The 21,483-nt window shown below is 65.0% G+C and carries 17 protein-coding genes; 14 read left to right on the top strand and 3 right to left on the bottom strand.

Going from position 1 to position 21,483, the window contains the following annotated elements; all coding sequences use genetic code 11:
* Nucleotides 1-456: 456 nt before the first annotated feature.
* From moaA to C1A13_RS10665, 9 genes are all read left to right on the top strand, one after another.
* Nucleotides 457-1,422, top strand: coding sequence for a GTP 3',8-cyclase MoaA (gene moaA / locus C1A13_RS10705; RefSeq protein ID WP_101551842.1), 966 nt, complete (start codon nt 457-459; stop codon nt 1,420-1,422).
* Between the two features lie 5 nt (nt 1,423-1,427).
* Nucleotides 1,428-1,862 carry an MOSC domain-containing protein gene (locus C1A13_RS10700; protein ID WP_101551840.1) on the top strand — a complete coding sequence of 145 codons (435 nt, stop codon included), beginning with the start codon at nt 1,428-1,430 and terminating at the stop codon, nt 1,860-1,862.
* Nucleotides 1,855-2,346 carry a MogA/MoaB family molybdenum cofactor biosynthesis protein gene (locus C1A13_RS10695; RefSeq protein WP_101551838.1) on the top strand — a complete coding sequence of 164 codons (492 nt, stop codon included), beginning with the start codon at nt 1,855-1,857 and terminating at the stop codon, nt 2,344-2,346. The genes C1A13_RS10700 and C1A13_RS10695 overlap by 8 nt, the downstream gene beginning before the upstream one ends.
* 82 nt (nt 2,347-2,428) lie before the next feature.
* Nucleotides 2,429-3,217 (top strand): molybdate ABC transporter substrate-binding protein, encoded by a 789-nt coding sequence (gene modA, locus C1A13_RS10690; protein ID WP_172439254.1) that lies wholly within the window; start codon nt 2,429-2,431, stop codon nt 3,215-3,217.
* Between the two features lie 58 nt (nt 3,218-3,275).
* The gene (gene modB, locus C1A13_RS10685; RefSeq protein WP_101551836.1) at nt 3,276-3,962 is read left to right on the top strand and encodes a molybdate ABC transporter permease subunit; all 687 of its coding nucleotides are present in this window, start codon (nt 3,276-3,278) and stop codon (nt 3,960-3,962) included.
* Nucleotides 3,959-5,032, top strand: coding sequence for a sulfate/molybdate ABC transporter ATP-binding protein (locus C1A13_RS10680; RefSeq protein WP_101551834.1), 1,074 nt, complete (start codon nt 3,959-3,961; stop codon nt 5,030-5,032). The genes modB and C1A13_RS10680 overlap by 4 nt, the downstream gene beginning before the upstream one ends.
* Nucleotides 5,033-5,460: 428 nt before the next feature.
* Nucleotides 5,461-5,835, top strand: a complete 375-nt coding sequence (locus C1A13_RS10675) for a RidA family protein (RefSeq protein WP_101551832.1) — start codon at nt 5,461-5,463, stop codon at nt 5,833-5,835.
* 168 nt (nt 5,836-6,003) lie between these two features.
* Nucleotides 6,004-7,326 (top strand): uracil-xanthine permease family protein, encoded by a 1,323-nt coding sequence (locus C1A13_RS10670; RefSeq protein WP_101551831.1) that lies wholly within the window; start codon nt 6,004-6,006, stop codon nt 7,324-7,326.
* A 19-nt stretch (nt 7,327-7,345) separates the two neighbouring features.
* Nucleotides 7,346-7,990, top strand: a complete 645-nt coding sequence (locus C1A13_RS10665) for a helix-turn-helix transcriptional regulator (RefSeq protein WP_242970860.1) — start codon at nt 7,346-7,348, stop codon at nt 7,988-7,990.
* A gap of 46 nt (nt 7,991-8,036) precedes the next feature.
* Here the strand turns inward: C1A13_RS10665 and C1A13_RS10660 are convergent, their stop codons facing one another.
* Nucleotides 8,037-8,672, bottom strand: coding sequence for a helix-turn-helix transcriptional regulator (locus C1A13_RS10660; protein WP_101551827.1), 636 nt, complete (start codon nt 8,670-8,672; stop codon nt 8,037-8,039).
* A 397-nt stretch (nt 8,673-9,069) separates the two neighbouring features.
* Between C1A13_RS10660 and ssnA the strand changes: the two genes are divergently transcribed.
* The 3 genes from ssnA (at nt 9,070) to hydA (ending at nt 14,924) form a co-directional block, all read left to right on the top strand.
* The gene (gene ssnA / locus C1A13_RS10655) at nt 9,070-10,404 is read left to right on the top strand and encodes a putative aminohydrolase SsnA (RefSeq protein WP_101551825.1); all 1,335 of its coding nucleotides are present in this window, start codon (nt 9,070-9,072) and stop codon (nt 10,402-10,404) included.
* Between the two features lie 51 nt (nt 10,405-10,455).
* The gene (gene ygfK / locus C1A13_RS10650; RefSeq protein ID WP_101551824.1) at nt 10,456-13,479 is read left to right on the top strand and encodes a putative selenate reductase subunit YgfK; all 3,024 of its coding nucleotides are present in this window, start codon (nt 10,456-10,458) and stop codon (nt 13,477-13,479) included.
* A gap of 68 nt (nt 13,480-13,547) precedes the next feature.
* Nucleotides 13,548-14,924 (top strand): dihydropyrimidinase, encoded by a 1,377-nt coding sequence (gene hydA / locus C1A13_RS10645; RefSeq protein WP_101551822.1) that lies wholly within the window; start codon nt 13,548-13,550, stop codon nt 14,922-14,924.
* Nucleotides 14,925-14,989: 65 nt separating this feature from the next.
* Here hydA and C1A13_RS10640 read toward each other — a convergent pair whose 3' ends face one another.
* Nucleotides 14,990-15,586: a nucleotidyltransferase family protein gene (locus tag C1A13_RS10640; protein ID WP_101551820.1), complete on the bottom strand. Its 597-nt coding sequence runs from the start codon at nt 15,584-15,586 to the stop codon at nt 14,990-14,992.
* Nucleotides 15,587-15,750: 164 nt separating this feature from the next.
* Nucleotides 15,751-18,315, bottom strand: coding sequence for a selenium-dependent xanthine dehydrogenase (gene xdh, locus C1A13_RS10635; RefSeq protein ID WP_101551818.1), 2,565 nt, complete (start codon nt 18,313-18,315; stop codon nt 15,751-15,753).
* Nucleotides 18,316-18,564: 249 nt separating this feature from the next.
* Here xdh and dpaL point away from each other — a divergent pair, with 249 nt between their 5' ends.
* Nucleotides 18,565-19,782 (top strand): diaminopropionate ammonia-lyase, encoded by a 1,218-nt coding sequence (gene dpaL / locus C1A13_RS10630; RefSeq protein ID WP_101551816.1) that lies wholly within the window; start codon nt 18,565-18,567, stop codon nt 19,780-19,782.
* Between the two features lie 181 nt (nt 19,783-19,963).
* Complete coding sequence (locus C1A13_RS10625; RefSeq protein ID WP_101551814.1) at nt 19,964-21,274, top strand: YgeY family selenium metabolism-linked hydrolase; 1,311 nt, start codon at nt 19,964-19,966, stop codon at nt 21,272-21,274.
* Nucleotides 21,275-21,483: the final 209 nt, after the last annotated feature.

The following is a 21,483-nucleotide window of genomic DNA, read 5'->3' as shown; positions in this document are numbered from 1 at the left end:
GTGCGTTGTTGGGAGCGCAAGGCGCACGTCAGTTGCGGCCCCTGCCCGCAACTGACCCCGCGATCGGTCAAGCCGATGCGCGTGCGCCTCACGGGCGGAGGGTCAGCGACCCTCCCCCGTGTGCCCCTACCCGGTAAGCTCGCCGCACCGTTTCCATCGTTGGGAGCGCCCGCAACCTGAATTGAGCCTTCAGCTGGTGTACCCGTGGGGAGTGACGGTAGTCTGCGGGTTATGGCAAGGTACTCCCGGGGGATTCTCAAGGGGACTGGTGGAAGTCCCCTTGAGCGCCCTTCTTCCGCCGACTTCTTGGGCGTGCAAGAAGTCGGCCCGCCCGCCGGGGCGGGACCCGGCAATCTCCGCCGCCGAAGGCGGCTTCCCCAAAGCGCCTCGAAGGGGCGCGAAAAAATCCATCCTGGCTCAGCGCGTCTCTGGCTTCAAAAATAAGGTGGTGAACCAATGAAAGACCAATATAACCGCGAGATCGACTATCTGCGCGTCTCGGTGACCGACCGGTGCAACCTGCGGTGCGTCTACTGCATGCCCGAGGAGGGTGTGGAGCCGGTCGCGCACGAGGAGATCCTCAGCTACGAGGAGATCCTGCGGGTCTGCCGGTGCGCGGCGAAGCTCGGCTTCTGGAGGGTGAAGCTGACGGGCGGGGAACCGCTCGTGCGGCGGGGCGTCGCGGGGCTGGCAAGGGAGATCAAGGCGATCCCCGGCATCCGGCAGGTCACGATGACGACCAACGGCGTGCTGCTGGGGGATTACGCGGAGGAGCTCGCGGCGGCGGGACTGGACGCGGTCAACGTGAGCCTCGACACCCTTGACCCGGAGGCGTTCCACAGGATCACCCGGCGGGGGGAGCTTTCGCGGGTGCTCGATTCGATCGACCGGGCGCTCGCGGCGGGCCTGCGGGTCAAGCTCAACTGCGTGCCCACCCGGGGGAACGACGAGGCGGAGCGGCTCGCGGCGCTCGCCAAGGACCGCCCGATCGACGTGCGGTTCATCGAGCTGATGCCGGTCGGGGAGGGGGACCCCTCCGAGGGCGTCCCGGCGGATGAGATCCGCGCGCGGCTGGCCGCCGCCTACGGGCCGTTGACGGAGTACCCGGGGGAGTGGGGCAACGGTCCCGCTTCCTATTGCGACATCCCCGGCTTTGCGGGCAAGATCGGATTTATCTCGGCGATGAGCCACCGGTTCTGCGGCGGCTGCAACCGGGTCCGGCTGACGGCGACCGGCTTTTTGAAGCTCTGCCTTCACTTTGACGAGGGGACGGACCTGCGGGGGCTCCTGCGGGGCGGCGCGGACGACGCGGCGCTCACTGAGGCGGTCCGCGCGGCGGTGTGGGGCAAACCGGCCCACCATCTCTTCGGGGAGACGGCGGCGCATGTGGAACAGCGGAAAATGGTACAGATCGGAGGATAAGGATCGTGGGAAAGGTGATTGCGGTGTGCACGAGCGAACGCCGCGGAATTCAGAAGACGAATATTCATTCGGCGCAGTTCCGGGAGAACTGGGGCATCGAGGGGGACGCGCACGCGGGGGACTGGCACCGCCAGGTGAGCCTGCTCTCCTTTGACAAGATCGAGGCGTTCCGGGCGCGCGGGGCCGAGGTGGGCGACGGCGCGTTCGGGGAGAACCTCGTGGTCGAGGGGATCGACTTTCGCAGCCTGCCGGTCGGTACGGTGCTCGAATGCAACGGCGTGGTGCTCGAGATGACCCAGATCGGCAAGGAGTGCCACTCCCACTGTGAAATCTTCAAGAAGATGGGCGAATGCATCATGCCGACCGAGGGGGTCTTTGCGCGGGTGATCCGCGGCGGGACGATCTCGGAGGGCGACCGGATGGAGGTACGCCGTGTTTAGGGTCGCGATTGTGACGCTGTCCGACAAGGGCGCCGCCGGACAGCGGACGGACGAGAGCGGCGCGGTCATCCGCGAGATCGCCGAGCAAAACGGCTACGAGGTCGTCTCCTACACGCTGCTGCCCGACGAGCGGGAGCAGATTTCCGCCGAGCTGCGGCGGCTGTGCGACGAGAACGTCGCTGAGCTGGTGCTCACCACGGGCGGGACGGGTTTTTCCCCCCGCGACTGCACGCCGGAGGCCACGCTCGACGTGGCCGAACGGCTCGCCCCGGGCATCGCGGAGGCGATGCGTTATTCGAGCTTAAACATAACGAAGCGCGCGATGCTCTCCCGCGCCGTCGCGGTCATCCGGGGAGGCACGCTGATCGTTAACCTCCCCGGCAGTCCCAAGGCGGTCCGGGAGAACCTGGAATACGTGATCCCCGCACTCGGGCACGGCCTGGAAATTCTCACCGGCCGCGCCGGGGAGTGCGCAAGGAAATAGACAATAGCTTTAGGAGGACAGCAACCATGAAAAAATTCTTCAGCGTACTGCTCGCGGCCCTGATGCTCTTTACCGTCGCAGGATGCGGCGCGTCCGAACCCGCGCCGGCCCCCCCGCCGAGCCCGCCCCCGCGCCCGAGAGCGAACCCGCCGAAGAGCCCGCGGCTTCCGGGGAGCCGGTGACCATCCTTGTGGCGGCCGCCGCGAGCCTGGAGTATTCCTATAAGGACAAGCTGATCCCGATGTTCACCGAGAAATATCCGTGGATCACGGTGGAGGGCACCTACGACAGCTCGGGTAAGCTGCAGACCCAGATCGAGGAGGGGCTTGAGGCGGACGTCTTCATGTCCGCGGCGACCAAGCAGATGAACGCGCTCAAGGACGAGTCGCTTGTCGACGCGGATTCAATCGTCGATTTGCTGGAGAACAAGATCGTGCTGATTGCGCCGGCCGGTTCCGAGCCCGCCGCGAAGAGCTTTGAGACGGTGACCGACGCGGCGACGATCGCCGTGGGCGATCCCGAGAGCGTCCCCGTGGGCCAGTACTCCAAGGAGGCGTTCACAAATCTGGGCAACTGGGACGCGGTGTCCGCCAAGGCGAGCCTGGGTACCAACGTGACCGAGGTGCTCAACTGGGTGGCGGAGGGCAGCGCCGACGTGGGCGTCGTCTACGCGACCGACGCGGCGACGACCGACAAGGTGCAGGTCGTGGCCGAGGCGCCGGAGGGCAGCCTGGAAAAGAAGGTCGTCTACCCGGTCGGCATCGTGTCCGCCTCGCAGCACAAGGACGCCGCGCGGCTCTTCGTCGAGTTCCTTCAGAGCGACGAGGCGCTGGCCGTCTTTGAGGAGTACGGCTTCACCCCCAACAAATAATCCGAAATCATAAATCCCGCGCCGGACCCTGGGTCCGGCGCGGCGGGGAGGGACGGCATTGGATTTATCCCCCATCCTGATATCCATGAAGACGGCGGCGCTCTCGATCTTCATCACCTTTTTCCTCGGCGTGTTCGCCGCCCGGCTGGTTGCCGGGATGCGGCGGGAACATCTGAAAATGGTGCTCGACGGGATCCTGACCCTGCCGCTTGTGCTTCCGCCCACCGTGGCGGGTTTTTTCCTGCTCTACATCTTCGGCGTCAAACGCCCGATCGGCCGGTTCTTCATCGAATATTTCAGCGTGAAGATCGCCTTTTCATGGGGCGCGACGGTGCTTGCGGCAGTGGCCGTCTCGTTCCCGCTCATGTACCGGTCGGCGCGGGGCGCGTTTGAACAGGTCGACCAGGACCTCGTCTGCGCGGCGCGCACGATCGGCATGTCCGAGCGCGCGATCTTCTGGCGGGTCGTCATGCCGCTGGCGGCGCCCGGCGTGGCCAGCGGCGGAGTCCTCGCGTTCGCGCGCGGGCTGGGCGAATTCGGCGCGACCGCCATGATCGCGGGCAACATCGCGGGCAAGACCCGCACGCTGCCGCTCGCGATCTACTCCGCCGTCGCGGCGGGGGACATGGCGGGTGCCTACGACTACGTGGCGATCATCGTGATGATTTCCCTGCTCGCCGTCATCAGCATGAACTGGTTCGCCTCCCGGGAGAGCCGCTACAGGCGGAAGGGGGCGAAGAGATGAGCCTCGAAGTGCGGATCAGGCGCACGCTGCGCGACTTTTCGCTCGAGACGGCGTTCACCACGTCGGACGGGGTGCTCGGCATCCTCGGCGCGTCGGGGTGCGGCAAAAGCATGACCCTGCGCTGCATCGCGGGGGTGGAGACCCCCGACGAGGGGCGCATCGTCCTCAACGGGCGGGTGCTCTTCGACTCGGCGGCGGGGGTCAACCTGCCGCCCCGGCAGCGGCGGGTGGGCTATCTCTTCCAGAGCTACGCCCTTTTTCCGCACATGACGGTGGAGGAGAATATCGCCTGCGCCCTCGGGTGGGAGAAGGACCGGAAAAAACGCGCCGGGACGATCGCCTCGCTGGTTGGGCGGTTCCGGCTGGAAGGGCTGGAGAAGCGGTATCCCGGGCAGCTTTCGGGCGGCCAGCAGCAGCGGGTCGCGCTCGCGCGCATCCTCGCCTACGAGCCGGAGGCCCTGCTGCTCGACGAGCCCTTTTCGGCGTTGGACGCGCACCTCAAGGAGAAGCTCCAGCTCGAGCTGCTCGAACTGCTGCGCGGCTACGCGGGGGACGCGGTGATGGTGACCCACAGCCGGGACGAGGCGTACCGCCTCTGCGGGCGGCTGCTCATTATGGAGCACGGCCGGCCCGTTTCGGAGGGGGACACGCACGAGCTCTTCCGAAACCCAGGCACGCTGACGGCGGCCCGTCTGACCGGCTGCAAAAACCTCTGTCCGGCCCGGAAAATCGGGGAGGACCTCGTCGAGGTCCCCGGCTGGGGCGTGCGGTTTAAGGTCGTTCCGCCCGTCCCCGATGACCTCGCCTATGTGGGCATCCGCGCGCATGATTTCCATCCCGCGCGGCCGGGCGCGGAAAACGCCATGCGCGTCGAGGTGTGCGAACGGGTGGAAAGCCCCTTCGAGTGGTACATCCTCTTCCGGAACGCCGACGGCGGGGAGGGGGAGGCGCTCTGGTGGAAATTCAGCAAGCAGCTTGCCGGAAAGGGGGATGCGGAATACCTTTCGGTCGCGCCCGAAAGCATCCTGCTCCTGAGGGATGCTTTCGGAGAGCACGGTCTGAACGGGTGATTTTACCGCGGATCGCTTGCTCTGCGGAGAAGTCGAGATAAGGAGGCGGCCGCCCTTTTGGGCGGCCGCCTCCCGCATTTCCTCGGGACTCCGACGGGGAGACGCGGCGAAAATTGCCGTCCCTTTCCATGGGCGGCGGATGGTTGTGGGCGGAGGATCACCTGCATCAAACGTTTCGTGGTCCGGGGGATGTTTCGCCGTTCCCGCACGGCTTTTTTATCCCTCCTCACGGACGGCGGCGGATGGTTGTGGGTGGAGGATCACCTGCATCATACGTTTCGGGGTCCGGGGGACTTTTCAAAGTCCCCCGGAGTTCCCAGGGGTAAGAAAATTTTGTTAAATTTCTGAAAAATGATAATAAAAAACTATCATTTTGCGGCGGGGTCTGGTATAATAAAGACAACAACCAACCATAGGAGGCAGTCAATATGAACAAAATGATTTCTGCAAAGAACGCGCCCGCGGCGGTAGGACCCTATTCCCATGCCGTGCTGGCGGGCAACACCCTCTACACCTCCGGACAGCTGGGGCTCGACCCGGTGAGCGGAGAGCTTGCGGCCGGGGTGGAAGCGCAGGCGAAGCAGGCGCTGGAAAACCTCAGGGCGGTGCTCGAGACGGCGGGAATGGACTTTCAGGACGTCACCAAGACGACGGTTTTCCTCTCGGACATGGGGGATTTCGCGGCGATCAACGCGATTTACGCGCAGTATTTCACGGGAGAGGCCCCGGCGCGCTCCTGCGTGCAGGTCGCGGCGCTGCCCAAGGGCGCGGCGTTTGAGATCGAAGCGGTCGCCGTCAAATAAAGACGCCGCATTAGTATGACTTATAGAGAAAGTACCCAAAATCGACGTTGATATTTTTTTATCAACATCCGATAAAATGATTGCAACCGCCCTCGTTTTGCGTTATAGTGGATAGCGGGAAGACAAAAAAATATTAGCACAAAAAAATATTTGTTAGGGCGTGTTGTGATGAATGAAATGAAAGCTCCCGCAGGTTCCGTATTCGAGATGTCCGGCGTGCCGCCGATGAAACAGGTCGTCCCGCTCGGCCTGCAGCATGTGGTCGCCGCGATCGTCGGCGTCATCACCCCCGCGATCCTCGTCTCCAACGCCGTGGGGCTGGAGGTGGCGGACAAGACGCTGCTTATCCAGGTGTCGCTGCTCATTACGGCCATCGCGACGCTCGTGCAGGTGTTCGGGCTGTGGCGCGTCGGCGCGAAGCTGCCGGTCGTCATGGGCGTCAGCTTCGCCTATGTCCCGACGCTGCTCGCGCTCGCCAACGGCTACCACGACCTCAGCGTCATCCTGGGCGCGCAGATCGTGGGCGGCTGCGTCGCGATCCTCTTCGGCATTTTCGTCAAGCAGCTGCGGGTCTTCTTTCCGCCCATGGTCACCGGCACGGTGATCTTTACGATCGGCCTCTCCCTCTATCCGACCGCCGTCAAATACATGGCGGGCGGCGCGGGCGCCGCCGACTTCGGTTCCTGGCAGAACTGGCTGGTCGCCGTCATCACGCTGGCGGTCGTCATCTTCTGCAACAACTTCACCAAGGGCGTCACCAAGCTGGCGTCCATCCTGATGGGGATCATCGTGGGCTATCTCGTGGCGCTCTGCTTCGGCATGGTCGATTTCTCCTCGGTGGGAGCCGCGGGGATCGTCGCGGTGCCCGTGCCCTTCAAGTTCGGGATCAAATTCGTCCCGGCGGCCTGCGTGTCGATGGCGGTCATGTACATCGTCAACTCGGTCCAGACGATCGGGGACCTCACCTCGACCACGCTGGGCGGACTCGACCGCGAGCCGACCGACAGGGAGCTTTCTGGCGGCATCGTCTGCCAGGGCGCCGCGAGCGTCGTGGGCGCCTTCTTCGGCGGCCTGCCCACCGCGTCCTACAGCCAGAACGTGGGTATCGTCACCGTCAACCGGGTCGTCAACCGGGTCGTCTTCGGCTTCGCCGCCGTCGTGCTGCTGATCGCCGGCTTCGTCCCCAAGTTCTCCGCCCTGCTCACCACCATCCCGCAGTGCGTCATCGGCGGCGCGACCATCTCGGTCTTCGCCACCATCACGATGACCGGCATCCGCATGATCTCCTCCGCCGGGCTCACCCCCCGCAATGTCAGCATCGTCGGCATCGCGGTCGCGCTCGGCGTGGGCGTGACGCAGGTGTCCGGAAGCCTCGCGGGCTTCCCCGAGTGGGTCGGAACCGTATTCGGTGGCTCTTCGGTGGTCATTTCCACGCTGATCGCCATTCTGCTGAACCTCATCCTGCCCAAGGACCGGGCAGCGGGTAAATAACGGTTTTCAAAAGGAGCGGATGCCTTTGAACAAGACTCTCACCGCATATCTGCCGCTGGTCGACTTTCTGGCCGACTGCATGGGGGAGAACACGGAGGTCGTGCTGCACGACCTGACCGACTGGCACGAGTCGGTGGTCGCGATCCGCAACGGGCATATCAGCGGCCGCCAGATCGGCTCGCCCGTGACCGACCTGACCCTCAACGTGCTCAAGTCGGCGGCGTTCGAGCAGCAGTCCCATATGGCCAACTACCAGGGAATCGTGAAAAACGGGCACCGGCTCAAATCGTCCACCTTTTTCATCAAGGACGAGACGGGCAAGCTGGTGGGGCTGCTCTGCATCAACACCGACTACCACGAGCTGCTCGAGGCGCACGACAAGCTGGGGGCGCTGATCGGGGAGCTGGGCCTGCGGGCCAACCTGCCGATCACCGAGAGCTTCAACATGAACGTGCGCGAGCTGGTGCAGGCGAACCTGCACCGGGTCTGCCCGGGGTACGAGGAGCAGGTGGGGCGCATGAGCCAGAAGGAGAAGCTCGAGGTGATCGAGGGACTCAGCGACCTGGGGACCTTCCTCGTCAAAGGCGCGATCGGCTGCGTGGCGGAAAGCCTCGGCGTGTCGGTCCCGACGATCTACCGCTACCTGAATATGATCAAGAAATAGACAGAGGCCCGCTCCACAGGAGCGGGCCTCTGTTTCGCGCGGGGGGCTACGCCTTCGCGTCGATGTAGCTGTAGAGGGTGTACTTGGAGATGCCGAAGTACTTCGACACCTTGTCGCCGCTCTTGGTGATGAGGAAGGCGCCGGTGTCGTTTAAAAACTGGATGGCCTTGACCTTGTCGTCCTTGGTCATGAGGGCGACCGGCTTGCCGACGAGGCGGACGCTCTGGGAGATCAGCTCGTCGAGCAGCTCGTTGACGTTCTGGGAGATGCGCTCGGGCTCCTTTTCGGGCGCGGCGGTGGAGACGATGGGCTTAAGGGCGCTCTCCACCATGAGCAGGCCGGTGATGTCGAAATTGATCGAAAAGATGCCCACCGCGTCGCCGTTCTCGTCGCGGATGTAGATGGTGCTCGACTTGAGGATGCGGCCGTCCTTCGTCTTGGTAAGGTAGCCGATCTGGTCGTGGAGGGCGCTGCGGTCGCCGTGCAGCGCCTCGAGCACGATGTGGGAGGGGCCGTCGCCGAGCTTGCGGTGGGTGACGTGCCCGTTTTCGATCGCGACGACGGTGTGGTCGACGCTGTTGTCCGAAAGGTCGTGCACGACGACTTCACAGTTCGGCCCGAACTGCTCGGCAATCCCCCGGGCGAGCTGGCGCAGGAAGGCCAGCGTGGTGGCGTTCAGCATGGCGGTAGCTCCTTTGTCGAAATTGGTCTGATTCCATCATAGCACGTTCCCGGCAATTTGCAACAAAAACTTTGCAGGCTAAAAATTTTTTTTGAGAAAACACGCAGGAACTATTGCATTTTGGGCCCGTTCATGGTAAACTAAAACCAAAGACGAAGGACGGAAAATTCTGTACAATTCCAATAAATTCTTTTGTACAAAGCGACAAGTTTATCGGATTCGTGGCTGCAACGGAGTGCTTCGCGCACGGGCTGGATGATCACCCCACCGGGGAGGTCCCATGCGCGGCATGCCTGCGGGGCCGGACGGGGAAGGGTGTTCATCCACAGGATGGACGCCTTTTTTGGCTGTTATGCGCTTTTCCACAAGCGTACCGCATGATGAAGGAGGAAAAAACATGTTACTGATCGGAAACGGACGGCTGATCACCCGCGGGGCGCACAACCGCCTGATCGAAAACGGCTGCGTGGCGGCCGACGGGAATGTGATCGCGGCGGTCGGGACGACGGAGGAACTGAAAAAACGCTATCCCGGGGCGGAGTTTATCGACGCGCGCGGCGGCATGATCCTTCCGGGGCTCATCAACGCCCACAACCACATCTACAGCGCCTATTCGCGCGGCATCGCGATCAACGGCTACAACCCGCAGAACTTCCTCGACATCCTCGACGGCATGTGGTGGACGATCGACCGCAACCTGCTCCTCGGGGACACCCGCATGAGCGCGCTGACCACCTATATCGACTGCATCAAAAACGGGGTCACAACCGTGTTCGACCACCACGCGAGCTACGGCGAGATCCCGGGGAGCCTCTTTGCGATCGCGGACGCGGCGAAGGAGACGGGGGTGCGCACCTGCCTGTGCTACGAGGTGTCCGACCGCGACGGCGCGGAAAAGATGCGCCAGGCCGTGAAGGAGAACGCCGATTTCATCGCCTTCTGCAAAAAGGACAAGACCGACATGGTCAAGGGCATGATGGGCCTGCACGCCTCCTTCACCCTCTCGGATGCGACGCTCGCCCTCTGCCGCGAGAACACCCCCGCGGACGCGGGCTTCCACATCCATGTGGCCGAGGGGATGACCGACGTGTACGACTCCCTCAAAAAATACGGCAAACGGGTCATTAACCGCCTCTTCGACAATGACATCCTCGGGGAGAAGACGATCACCGGCCACTGCATCCATGTGAACGGCACCGAGATGGACATTCTCAAGGAGACGAACACCATGGTGGTACATAACCCCGAGAGCAACATGGGCAACGCGGTGGGCTGCCCGCCGACGATGGAGATGATCCACCGGGGGCTGACCGTGGGGCTCGGCACCGACGGCTACACCAACGACATGTACGAGTCGATGAAGGCGGCCAACTGCCTGCATAAGCACAACCTCTGCGACCCGACCGCGGCCTGGTCGGAGGTGCCCTACATGCTCTTCGAGGGGAACCCGGCGATCGGCGCGCGGTTCTTTGAAAAGAAGCTCGGCGCCCTCGAGCCCGGCGCGGCGGCTGACATCATCGTCACCGACTACGACCCGCTCACCCCGCTTTCGGCGGACAACGTGAACGGCCACACCCTCTTCGGCATGAGCGGCCGCCAGACGGTCACGACGGTCATCGACGGGAAGGTGCGCATGAAGGACCGGGAACTCGTCGGCATCGACGAGCGGGAGGTCCTGGCAAAGTCCCGCGAGCAGGCGGAAAAGATGTGGGCGCGCATCAACGCGCGGTAAACGAGCAGAACAAGCCGGGCGGGGAAACCCGGATAACAGGAGGAATCTTTTATGAGCGATCGCATGCGGCCGATCCCCTTCGGCCAGTTGATGGACTGGATCATCGAGGAATACCAGACTTACGGGAGCATCTTCGGCGTCTCGAAGCTCGTCCGCCACGCGGAGGACGAACCGCGGCTACCCCTTTTCGGCGAGCGGATGGAGGCCCCCTTCGGCCCCGCGGCCGGCCCGCACACCCAGCTCGCCCAGAACCTGATCGCCGCCTACGCGGCGGGCAGCCGGTTCTTTGAGCTCAAGACGGTGCAGACCCTCGACGGCGAGGACCTGCCGGTCGCAAAGCCCTGCATCAACGCACAGGACGAGTGCTACAACGTCGAGTGGTCGACCGAACTGCGGGTGCCCGAGGCGTACGACGAGTACGTCAAGGCGTGGTTCGCGCTCAAGCTCCTCTCCCGCGAGTGGGGGCTCGGCAGCCCGGACGGCTTCATCTTCAACATGAGCGTCGGCTACGACCTCGAGGGGATCAAATCCCCCAAGATCGACGCCTTCATCGAGGGGCTCAAAAACGCGGAAAACACCCCCGTCTGGGCGGAGTGCCGGGCGTGGGCGCTCGAGCACCTCGGCCGCTTCCAAAAGCTCGACGCCCGCTATGTCGAAGAGATCTCCCCCAGGGTGTGCACCTCGATCACCCTCTCGACCCTGCACGGCTGCCCGCCGCAGGAGATCGAGCGGATCGCGACCTACCTGCTGACCGAGAAGGGGCTCAACACCTTCATCAAGTGCAACCCGACCCTGCTCGGCTACGAGTACGCGCGCGAGACGCTCGACGCGCTCGGGTTCGACTATATCGCCTTCGACGACCACCACTTCAAGGAGGACCTGCAGTTCGAGGACGCGGTCCCGATGATCGGGCGGCTGCAGGCGCTCGCCGACGGGCGGGGGCTGGCGTTCGGCGTCAAGCTGACCAACACCTTCCCGGTCGACATCGCGGCGGGGGAATTGCCCGGCAATGAGATGTACATGTCCGGGCGGAGCCTCTTTCCGCTGACCGTCTCGGTGGCCAAGATGCTCTCCAAGGCGTTTGACGGAAAGCTGCGCATCTCCTATTCGGGCGGCGCGGACATCACCAACGTCGAAAAGCTCTTCGCGGCGGGCATCTGGCCGATCACGATGGCCACCACCCTCTTAAAGCCGGGCGGCTACCAGCGGTTCGCCCAGATCGCCGAGCGGCTGCGCGGCTGCGGGGACCAGCCCTTCGCGGGGGTCAACACCGCAAAGGTGAGCGAGTATGTGGAGGACGCGATGGGCGACCCCTACTACCGCAAGCCGATCAAACCCCTGCCTTCCCGCAAGATGAAAAAACACGTCCCGCTCGTCGACTGCTTCGCCGCGCCCTGCCGTGCCGGCTGCCCGATCGAGCAGGATATCCCCGCCTACCTGCGCCTCGCGGGGGAGGGCAGGCACCTCGACGCGCTGCGGGTCATCACCGAGCGCAACCCCCTGCCCTTCATCACCGGCACCATCTGCTCCCACCGCTGCATGGACAAGTGCACGCGCAACTTCTACGAGGATTCGGTCCACATCCGCGAGGTCAAGCTCGAGGCGGCCCAAAACGCCTATGACGAACTGCTGAAGGAGCTGCGCCCGGCCGCACCCGCGAAGGGCAAAAAGGTCGCGGTCGTGGGCGGCGGCCCGGCCGGGATCTCGGCGGCCTATTTCCTCGCCAGAGCGGGCGTGCCCGTCACCGTCTTCGAGCGCAAACGGCAGCTCGGCGGCATCGTGCGCCACGTCATCCCCGCCTTCCGCATCCCGACCTCCGCCATCGAAAAGGACGCCGCGCTCGCGCGCGCCGTGGGCGCGCGGTTCGAGCTCGGCGCGGAGATCGGCTCGGCGCAGGAGCTGCTGGACCGGGGCTACACCGACGTCATCCTCGCGACCGGCGCGTGGAAGCCGGGGAAGCTCCCGCTCGAATACGGCGGGGCGATGAACGTCATTGAATTCCTCGAGCGGTGCAAGAGCGATCCCGACGGCCTTTCGCTTGGGGAGAACGTCGTCGTGATCGGCGGCGGCAACACCGCCATGGACGCCGCCCGCGCCGCCGTGCGCGCGCCGGGCGTCAAGAAGGTGCGGCTCGTCTACCGCCGCAGCCGCCGTTACATGCCCGCCGACGAGGAGGAGCTCGCGCTCGCCCTTTCGGACGGCGTCGAGTTCTGCGAGCTGCTCGCCCCGGTCGGCGTCCGGGACGGCGTGCTCAAATGCGAAAAGATGGTCCTCGGCGCGCCCGACGCGTCCGGCCGCCGCAGCCCCGTCCCGACCGGCGAGACGGCGGAGGTGCCGGCCGACACGGTGATCGCGGCCGTCGGCGAGCGGGTGGACACCGCGCTCTATGAGCGCTGCGGCGTCGCGGTGGATTCGCGCGGCCGCGCGGTCGTCGACCCCGACACGCTTGAGACGGGCGTTCCCCACGTCTATGTCGCGGGCGACGCGAACCGCGGGCCCGCCACCGTCGTCGAGGCGATCGCCGACGCGACGAAGGCGGCGAAGGCGATCGCGGGCGTCACGGTCGAAACCTATACCGCTACCAACGCGAGCCCAGACTACGGCCACGCGCTCGCAAAGAAGGGGACCCTCTGCACCGACTGCGCGTCCTGCACCGAGTCCCAGCGCTGCCTCGAGTGCGCCACCGTCTGCGAGTGCTGCGCGGACGTCTGCCCCAACCGCGCGAACCTCGCCATCCGGGTGCCCGGACGGCGGATGCGCCAGATCGTGCACGTCGACGGCATGTGCAACGAGTGCGGCAACTGCGCGACCTTCTGCCCCTACGACAGCGCGCCCTACAAGGATAAGTTCACCCTCTTCTGGAGCGAGGCGGACTTCGCGGACAGCGGGAACGAGGGCTTCCTCCTGCTTGACGCCGAACGCCAGCTCTACCGCGTACGCCTCGACGGGCAGGTCGCGGATTACGCGGTGGGCGAGGAGGGCTGCGGCCTTCCCGACGAGATCCGCCAGCTGATCACGGCGGTGTGGGAGGGCTACCGCTACCTCTTCGGCCGCCAGACGGTCACGACGGTATAAAAACGACCCTCAAAGAGGGGCGGGGCGCGGCCCCGCCCCTTGAACGCTTTTCAACAGGAGGCTTTCATATGGCAGTGCTCATTCAAAACGGCCGGGTGGTGACGCCCGAACGCACCTTCGCGGCGGACGTCCTCGTGCGGGATGGAAAGATCGCCGCCGTCGGGCCGGGCCTGCCCGCCGACGGGTGCGAAACCTACGACGCGGCGGGCTGCCTCGTCTTTCCCGGCTTCATCGACGCGCACACCCATCTCGACATGGATAACGGCGTCACCGCGACGGCGGACGATTTCGCCACCGGCACGCGGGCGGCGGTCTGCGGCGGCACGACGACGGTCGTCGACTTCGCGACGCAGGACAAGGGGGGCACCCTTGCCCGCGCGCTCGAGGCGTGGCACAAAAAGGCGGATGGCAAATCCTCCTGCGACTACGCCTTCCACATGGCGATCACCGACTGGAACCCTGCGGTGGCGGAGGAGATCGGGGAGATGGTGAAGGCGGGCGTGACCTCCTTCAAGCTCTACCTCGCCTACGACAACCTGCGCGTCACCGACGCCGAGCTCTACGAAATCCTGAAGAGGGTCGGGCAGGCGCACGGGATTATCGGGACCCACTGCGAAAACGGCGACCTCGTCAACGAGAAGGTCGCCGAGCTCCGCGCGGCCGGAAAGCTCGGGCCGCGGTATCACGCCCTTTCCCGGCCCGACTATGTCGAGGCGGAGGCGATCGCGCGTTACTGCTACATCGCCGGGGCGGCGGGGGTGCCGGTCCACATCGTCCACCTGAGCACCCGCGCGGGGCTCGAGGAGGCGCGGCGCGCCCGCGCGCGCGGACAGAAGGTCTACCTCGAGACCTGCCCGCAGTACCTCGTCCTCGACGGGAGCCGGTATGACGCGCCCGGCTTCAAGGGGGCGAAATACGTCTGCTCGCCGCCGCTCAGAAGCCTCGATGACCAGGCGGCGCTGTGGGAGGCGATCCGAAACGGCGAGATCGACTCGATCTCCACCGACCATTGCAGCTACAACTACGCGGGCCAGAAGGATTTGGGCCAGAACGATTTCAGCAAAATCCCCAACGGCCTGCCCGGCATCGAGCACCGGCCCGCGGCGGTCTATACGGCGGGGGTCGCCGCCGGGCGGATGACGGAAAACCAGATGGCGGCGCTGCTTTCGGAGCACACGGCGCGGCTCTTCGGCATGTACCCGCGCAAGGGGGCGATCTCGGTGGGCGGCGACGCGGACATCGTGGTGTGGGACCCCGCCGCCCGCTGGACGATCTCCGCCGAGACCCAGCACCAAAACTGCGACTACACCCCCTATGAGGGGATGGCGGCGCGGGGCCGCGCGAAGGCGGTTTTCCTGCGCGGCGAGCTCGCGGCGGAAAACGGAGAGCCGGTCAAAGAGGGACTGGGAACCTTTGTCGCGCGCGGCGTGAGCGAATACTATTGATGACACTGATGACACATAAAAAAGGAGGAGGCCCCCGGCCGGGGGCCTCCTCCTTTTTTTATCCGTTACGGTTCCATCTTTGCGATCGCATCGAGGTCGCCCCGGTAGTCCACGTCGAGCAGCTCGCGGCGGTTGGCCGCCTCGACGACGCGCAGCAGCTCCGGGTGCGCGGCGATCACCGCGCCGCCCGATTTGCCCGGCGGCAGCGCCGCCAGTTCGCCGAAGAGGGCGCGCGGGAAAAAGACCGGGTTGCCGCGCTTGCCACGGTGGCCGAGCGCGGCGATCGAACCGGGGTGCGCCAAAAATTCGGCGCGCAGCGCCCCGATGCTCCGCGCGGTGAGCAGCGGCTGGTCGCAGACCGAAAACATGCAGCCGACGGCTTCCGGGTCGACCGCCGCAAGCCCCTTGCGGATGGTGACCGCCATGTCGCCCGTCGTGTCGTCGTTTTCCACCACCGAATAGCCGAGCAGCGCGGCGGACACCGCCACCTGCGGGTAGCGGGTGACGACGATTACCTGCTGGAACAGCTCGCCGGGGAAGTTGCCGAGCACCACGTCGGCCATCGGGCGGCCGCCGAAATCGGCGAGCAGCTTGTTGTCGCGAAAACGCGTCGAACGGCCCGAGGCCAGGAAGATGCACGCCAGTTTCCGCGCGTCGCCCATATCGCGCCCTCCTTCTGCCGCCGGCGTTTTTGCCGGCCTCTCTGCTGACAGTATACCACGGCCCCGCCCGCGAAACAACTTCGTTGTTTCGCAAAGCCGCCTGCGGCGGCTTCCGCCCGGCAGAGCCGGGCGGGGCGGGGCCTTCCCGCGCCCTGCGGCGCGTTTTATTTTTTGCGGCTGTAGGGGGTGTCCTCGAGCGGGAGCCGGGTGCGGAATTTGCCGTCGAAGTTGTAGTAGGCCAGCTGGACGGCGGGCGCGGTCGGGATCGAAGCGATCTCGCCGATGCCCTTGGCGCCGCGTGCGAGCTCGGATTTGGCGGGCCCCTCGACGATGACCGCCTCGACGTCGGGGGTGTCGGTCGCCTTGAAGAGCCCGAGGGTGCCGAACTTGGCGGTGGGCCTGCCGTGGTCGAGCGGGTAGTCCTCGGTGAGCGCGTAGCCGAGGCTCATGACCACGCCGCCCTCGATCTGCCCCTCGACGCTCACCGGGTTGATCGCCTGGCCGACGTCGTGCGCGGCGATCACCTTGCGGATGCGGCCGTTCTCGTCGAGGTCGACGAGATGGGTCGCGTAGCCGTAGGCGACGTGGCTGACGGGGTTGGGCTTGTCGGAGCCCAGCTTATCGGTCACGCCGAGGTATTCCGCGGAAAATTCCCGGCCCTCGAGCGCGCCGAGGGAGGAATCCGCGAGCGCGGCTTTCAGTTGGAGCGCGGCCTGCCGCGCGGCCTCTCCGGTGAAGAGGGTCTGGCGGGAGGCGGTCGTGTTGCCGGCGTCGGGCGCGAGGGCGGTGTCGGGGGTCTGGTAGGCCACCCGCTCGAGGGGGAGCCCGGTCACGTCGCAGACGATCTGGGTGACGACGGTGCCCATGCCCTGCCCGATGCAGGCGGCGGAGGTGTGGATCTGCACCCGGCCGTCCCTTACGAGCAGGCGGCAGCGCCCCGTGTCGGGGATGCCCACGCCGAGGCCGCTGTTCTTGATCGCGCAGGCGATGCCAGCCCTGGGGTGCGCGTCGTAGTAGGGCTTCACAGCCATCAGCGTCTCGACGGCGGCGGTCGTCTCGTCGGCGATCTGGCCGTTGGGGAGCACCTGCCCGGGCCGGATGGCGTTGCGGTAGCGGATCTCCCACGGGGAGATGCCCGCCTTTTCGGCGAGCAGGTTGAGGTTGCACTCGGTGGCAAAGCAGCTCTGCGTCACGCCGAAGCCGCGGAAGGCGCCCGCGGGGGGGTTATTGGTGTAGTAGGCCTTGCCGTCAATCTCAATGTCCTGGTAGTTATAGGGGCCCGCCGCGTGGGTGCAGGCGCGCTGGAGCACCGGCCCGCCCAGCGAGGCGTAGGCGCCCGTGTCGGAAATAAGCGTCGCCTTCATCGCGGTGAGATAACCGTTTTCGTCGCAGGCGGTCGTGAACTCCATCTCAAAGGCGTGCCGCTTGGGATGGATGAGGATGCTCTCCTTCCGGGTCAGCGCGACCTTGACGGGGCGTTTGGCCGCCAGCGCGAGCAGGGCGGCGTGGTGCTGGACGCTCATGTCCTCCTTGCCGCCGAAGCCGCCGCCCACCATCCTGGCGACGACCCGCACCTTTTCGGGCGGCAGGCCGGTCGCCTCGGCGCACTCCTTCTTGGTCTGGTAGATGCCCTGGTCCGCCGAATAGATGACGACTCCGTCCCCGTCGGGCATCGCGAGCGCCGTCTCGGTCTCGAGGAAGGCGTGCTCGGTCGGCGGGGTGGAATAATGGGTGGTCACCACATATTTGGAGCGGCTGATCGCCTCGTCGGCGTTTCCGCGCACCAGATGCTCGTGGGCGAGCAGGTTGCCGGGAGTTTCCTCGTGTACGAGCGGCGCGCCGGGGGCCATCGCCTCGGCGGGGGAGAAGACGCCGGGCAGCTCCTCGTATTCCACCCTGACGAGGGCCTTCGCCCGTTCGAGCGTCTCACGGTCCTCGGCTGCGACGAGCGCGACCGCGTCCCCGAGAAAGTGGGTGATCCCGCCGACGGGGATGAGCACGTCGTAATCCTTCTTGAGATGGCCGACCTTGGGGTTCCCGGGCAGGTCGTCGGCGGTGAGCAGGGCGACGACGCCGGGCAGCGCCCGCGCCTCGGTCGCGTCGATCGAGAGGACCCGCGCGCGCGGATAAGCGCTGCGCACGGCGCTGCCGAAGCAGAGCCCCTCGACGCGCATGTCGTCGACATATTCCGCGTCGCCCACCGTCTTGGCGGGCGCGTCGACGCGGGGCAGGTTTTCGCCCACCCTGCCGGTGAAGGTGCAGGCGGGGGCGGAGGTACCCTCACGGAGGAGCTTCGCGGCCAGCAGCACCGCCTCCTCGATCTTTTTGTAGCCGGTGCAGCGGCAGATGTTGTTTTTGAGCGCCTCCTTGACCTGCGCGCGGGTCGGGTCGGGCACGGCGTCGAGGAGGCCCTTGGCGCTCATGACCATGCCGGGGGTGCAGAAGCCGCACTGGACCGCGCCGCAGCTGGTGAAGGCGTAGGCGTAGACATCCCGCTCGCGGGGGGTGAGCCCCTCGCAGGTGACGATCGATTTCCCGGCGCATTTGGAGGTTTTGAGCACGCAGGCCTTGGTGGCCCTGCCGTCCACGAGGATCATGCAGGTGCCGCAGGCGCCCTCCGAGCAGCCGTTTTTCACCGAGGTGAGCCCGAGCGTCTCGCGCAGGAAGGTGAGGAGCTTTTCGTCCTTTTCGGAGACCACCTGTCTGCCGTTGACCGTCATTGTAACCATCGTACCGTCCTCCATCCGAATTCCGCTGAATGCCGAAAAATAAGTAATACTTTTATAAATCCACCCTAAGTTTATCATGCCGATGGTGGAAAAGCAATAGTCAATTTCGACAAATTCTAAAAAATTTTTAGGTAAAACAAATTTTTTTAAGAAAATCTATTGACTTGCATTTTTCCTGTGCTATGATGGGGTTAAGAACAAAAGTCATACTTGCCCCGGAAGACCGTTTTAACAGGAGGAGAGCAGAGCATGGAACAGATCAAATGGGCGGCGAACCGGATGCCGAAGGGGGACGACCGGGAGCTGTCGGTCATGGCGCTCGAGAATGTGGCGAAGGCGCGCAGATTCCACCAGAGCTTCCCGCAGTATTCGGTGACGCCGCTGGCGCGGCTGGACCGGATGGCGGCGCAGCTCGGGTTGGGCGGGTTCTTCGTCAAGGATGAGTCCTACCGCTTCGGCCTCAACGCCTTCAAGGTGCTGGGCGGGTCGTTCGCGATGGCGCGCTATATCGCCGGAGAGCTCGGCCGGGACGTCTCGGAGATGACCTACGACTACCTCACCTCCCAAAAGCTGCGGGAGGAATTCGGGCAGGCGACCTTCTTCACTGCGACCGACGGCAACCACGGGCGGGGCGTCGCGTGGGCGGCCAACAAGCTCGGGCAGAAGGCTGTGGTCCATATGCCGAAGGGGAGCACCAAAACCCGCTTCGACAACATCGCCAGAGAGGGCGCGCAGGTGACGATCGAAGAGGTCAACTATGACGACTGCGTGCGCATGGCGGCGGCGGAAGCCGCCGCGACCCCGCGCGGGGTGGTCGTGCAGGACACCGCGTGGGAGGGCTACGAGGAGATTCCGGCGTGGATCATGCAGGGCTACGGCACGATGGCGTCGGAGGCGGCCGAGCAGCTCCGCGAGGCGGGCGTCGACCGTCCGACCCACATCTTCATCCAGGCGGGCGTCGGTTCGCTGGCGGGCGCGGTCCAGGGCTACTTTGCAAACCTCTTCCCGGAGAATCCTCCGACAACGGTCGTCATGGAGGCGCAGGCCGCCGACTGCCTCTATAAGGGCGCGGTCGCGGCGGACGGCAAGCCGCGCATCGTGGGCGGCGATTTACAGACGATCATGGCGGGGCTCGCGTGCGGCGAGCCGAACACGATCTCGTGGGAGATCCTGCGCAACCACGCGGGCTTTTTCGTCTCCTGCCCCGACTGGGTCGCGGCCAAGGGGATGCGGATGCTCGGCGCACCCTGCAAGGGCGACCCGCAGGTCGTCTCGGGGGAGAGCGGCGCGGTCGGCATGGGGCTGGCGGCGGCGCTGATGGAGGACAACACCTACCGCGAGCTGCGCGAGGCGATCGGGCTCGGGAAGGACTCGAAGGTGCTGATCTTCTCCACCGAGGGGGACACCGACCCGGAGAACTACCGGAAGGTCGTGTGGAACGGCGCGAACCCGTCCTATCAAGGTTAAAGTTTTCGCCCGCCTTTTTTCAAAAGGCGGCGGGGTGCCGGGGCGGAGCCCCGGCGCGGCCCCGCAGGGCGCAAGAAGCCTCATCCTTCAGGCGTATTTTTTGCAAAGCTTTTTTACAAGAGAAAAAAGCGTCCCGATGTTCTGTACGTGTGATACCGTAATCTATAAGGAGGAAACGACGATGGATTTCAGCAAGATCAAAGAGGCGGCGCAGGGCTACCGCGCGGACATGACCAGGTTCCTGCGGGATCTGGTGGCGATCCCGGGCGAGAGCTGCGGCGAAAAGGGCCACATCCTGCGCATCAAGGAGGAGATGGAGAAGGTCGGGTTCGACGAGGTGGTCATCGACCCGATGGGCAACGTGCTCGGCTATATGGGCGCGGGCGAAACCCTGATCGGGTTCGACGCGCACATCGACACGGTGGGCGTCGGCAACCGCGACAACTGGAACTTCGACCCCTACGAGGGCTATGAGAACGACCTCGAGATCGGCGGCCGCGGCACCTCCGACCAGATGGGCGGCATCGTGTCCGCGGTCTACGGCGCGAAGATCATGAAGGACCTCGGCCTGCTGAACGACAAATACAGGGTCCTCGTCACCGGCACGGTGCAGGAGGAGGACTGCGACGGCCTCTGCTGGGAGTACATCGTCAAAGAGGACCACGTCCGTCCCGCGTTCGTCGTCTCCACCGAGCCGACCGACGGCGGCATCTACCGCGGGCAGCGGGGCCGCATGGAGATCCGCATCGACGTCAAGGGCGTCTCCTGCCACGGCTCGGCGCCCGAGCGCGGCGACAACGCGATCTACAAGATGGCCGACATCCTCCAGGACGTGCGCGCCCTCAACGAGAACGACGCGGCCGCCGGCACGGAGATCAAGGGCCTCGTCAAGATGCTCGACGAGGCGTACAACCCCGAGTGGAAGGAAGCCCGCTTCCTCGGGCGCGGCACCGTGACGGTGTCGGAGATCTTCTTCACCTCGCCGTCGCGCTGCGCGGTGGCGGATTCCTGCGCCGTGTCGCTCGACCGCCGCATGACCGCGGGCGAGACGTGGGAGAGCTGCCTCGAGGAAATCCGGAACCTGCCGGCCGTCAAAAAGTACGGCGGCGACGTGAAGGTCTCGATGTACCAGTACGACCGGCCGAGCTACACCGGCTGCGTCTACCCGATCGAGTGCTACTTCCCGACCTGGGTCATCCCCGAGGACCACAAGGTCACCAGGGCGATGGAAACGGCCTACAAGGGCCTCTACGGCGACAGCCGCGTGGGCGTGCCCGCCAACGAGGAGATGCGCAAGGCCCGCCCGCTGACCGACAAGTGGACCTTCTCGACCAACGGCGTGTCGATCATGGGCCGCAACGGAATCCCCTGCATCGGGTTCGGCCCGGGCGCCGAGGCGCAGGCGCACGCCCCCAACGAGATGACCTGGAAGGACGATCTCGTCCGCTGCGCGGCGGTTTATGCGGCGCTGCCCACCTGCTATTGTGAATAAATCACAAGGAATTTTGGGTTTTGCACCTGCCGCTTCGGAGTGAAAATGCACAAATTTACGGCGGAATCAAACAAATACAGCCGGAGAACTTGCAATCAATCGCCAATTCATGTATGCTGTAAGGGAAGATATTCGTTAAAATTGCATATAGGATTGGCCGATTTCTGAAAACCATTCAAAATCAGTAAACATTTGTGAAGGAGTTACAG

The organism is Anaerotruncus massiliensis (ex Togo et al. 2026) (genome assembly GCF_900199635.1).
Classification (GTDB): domain Bacteria; phylum Bacillota; class Clostridia; order Oscillospirales; family Ruminococcaceae; genus Anaerotruncus; species Anaerotruncus massiliensis.
The sequence above is the reverse complement of the archived record's forward strand: the minus strand, read 5'-3'. Positions and strand labels throughout refer to the sequence as shown.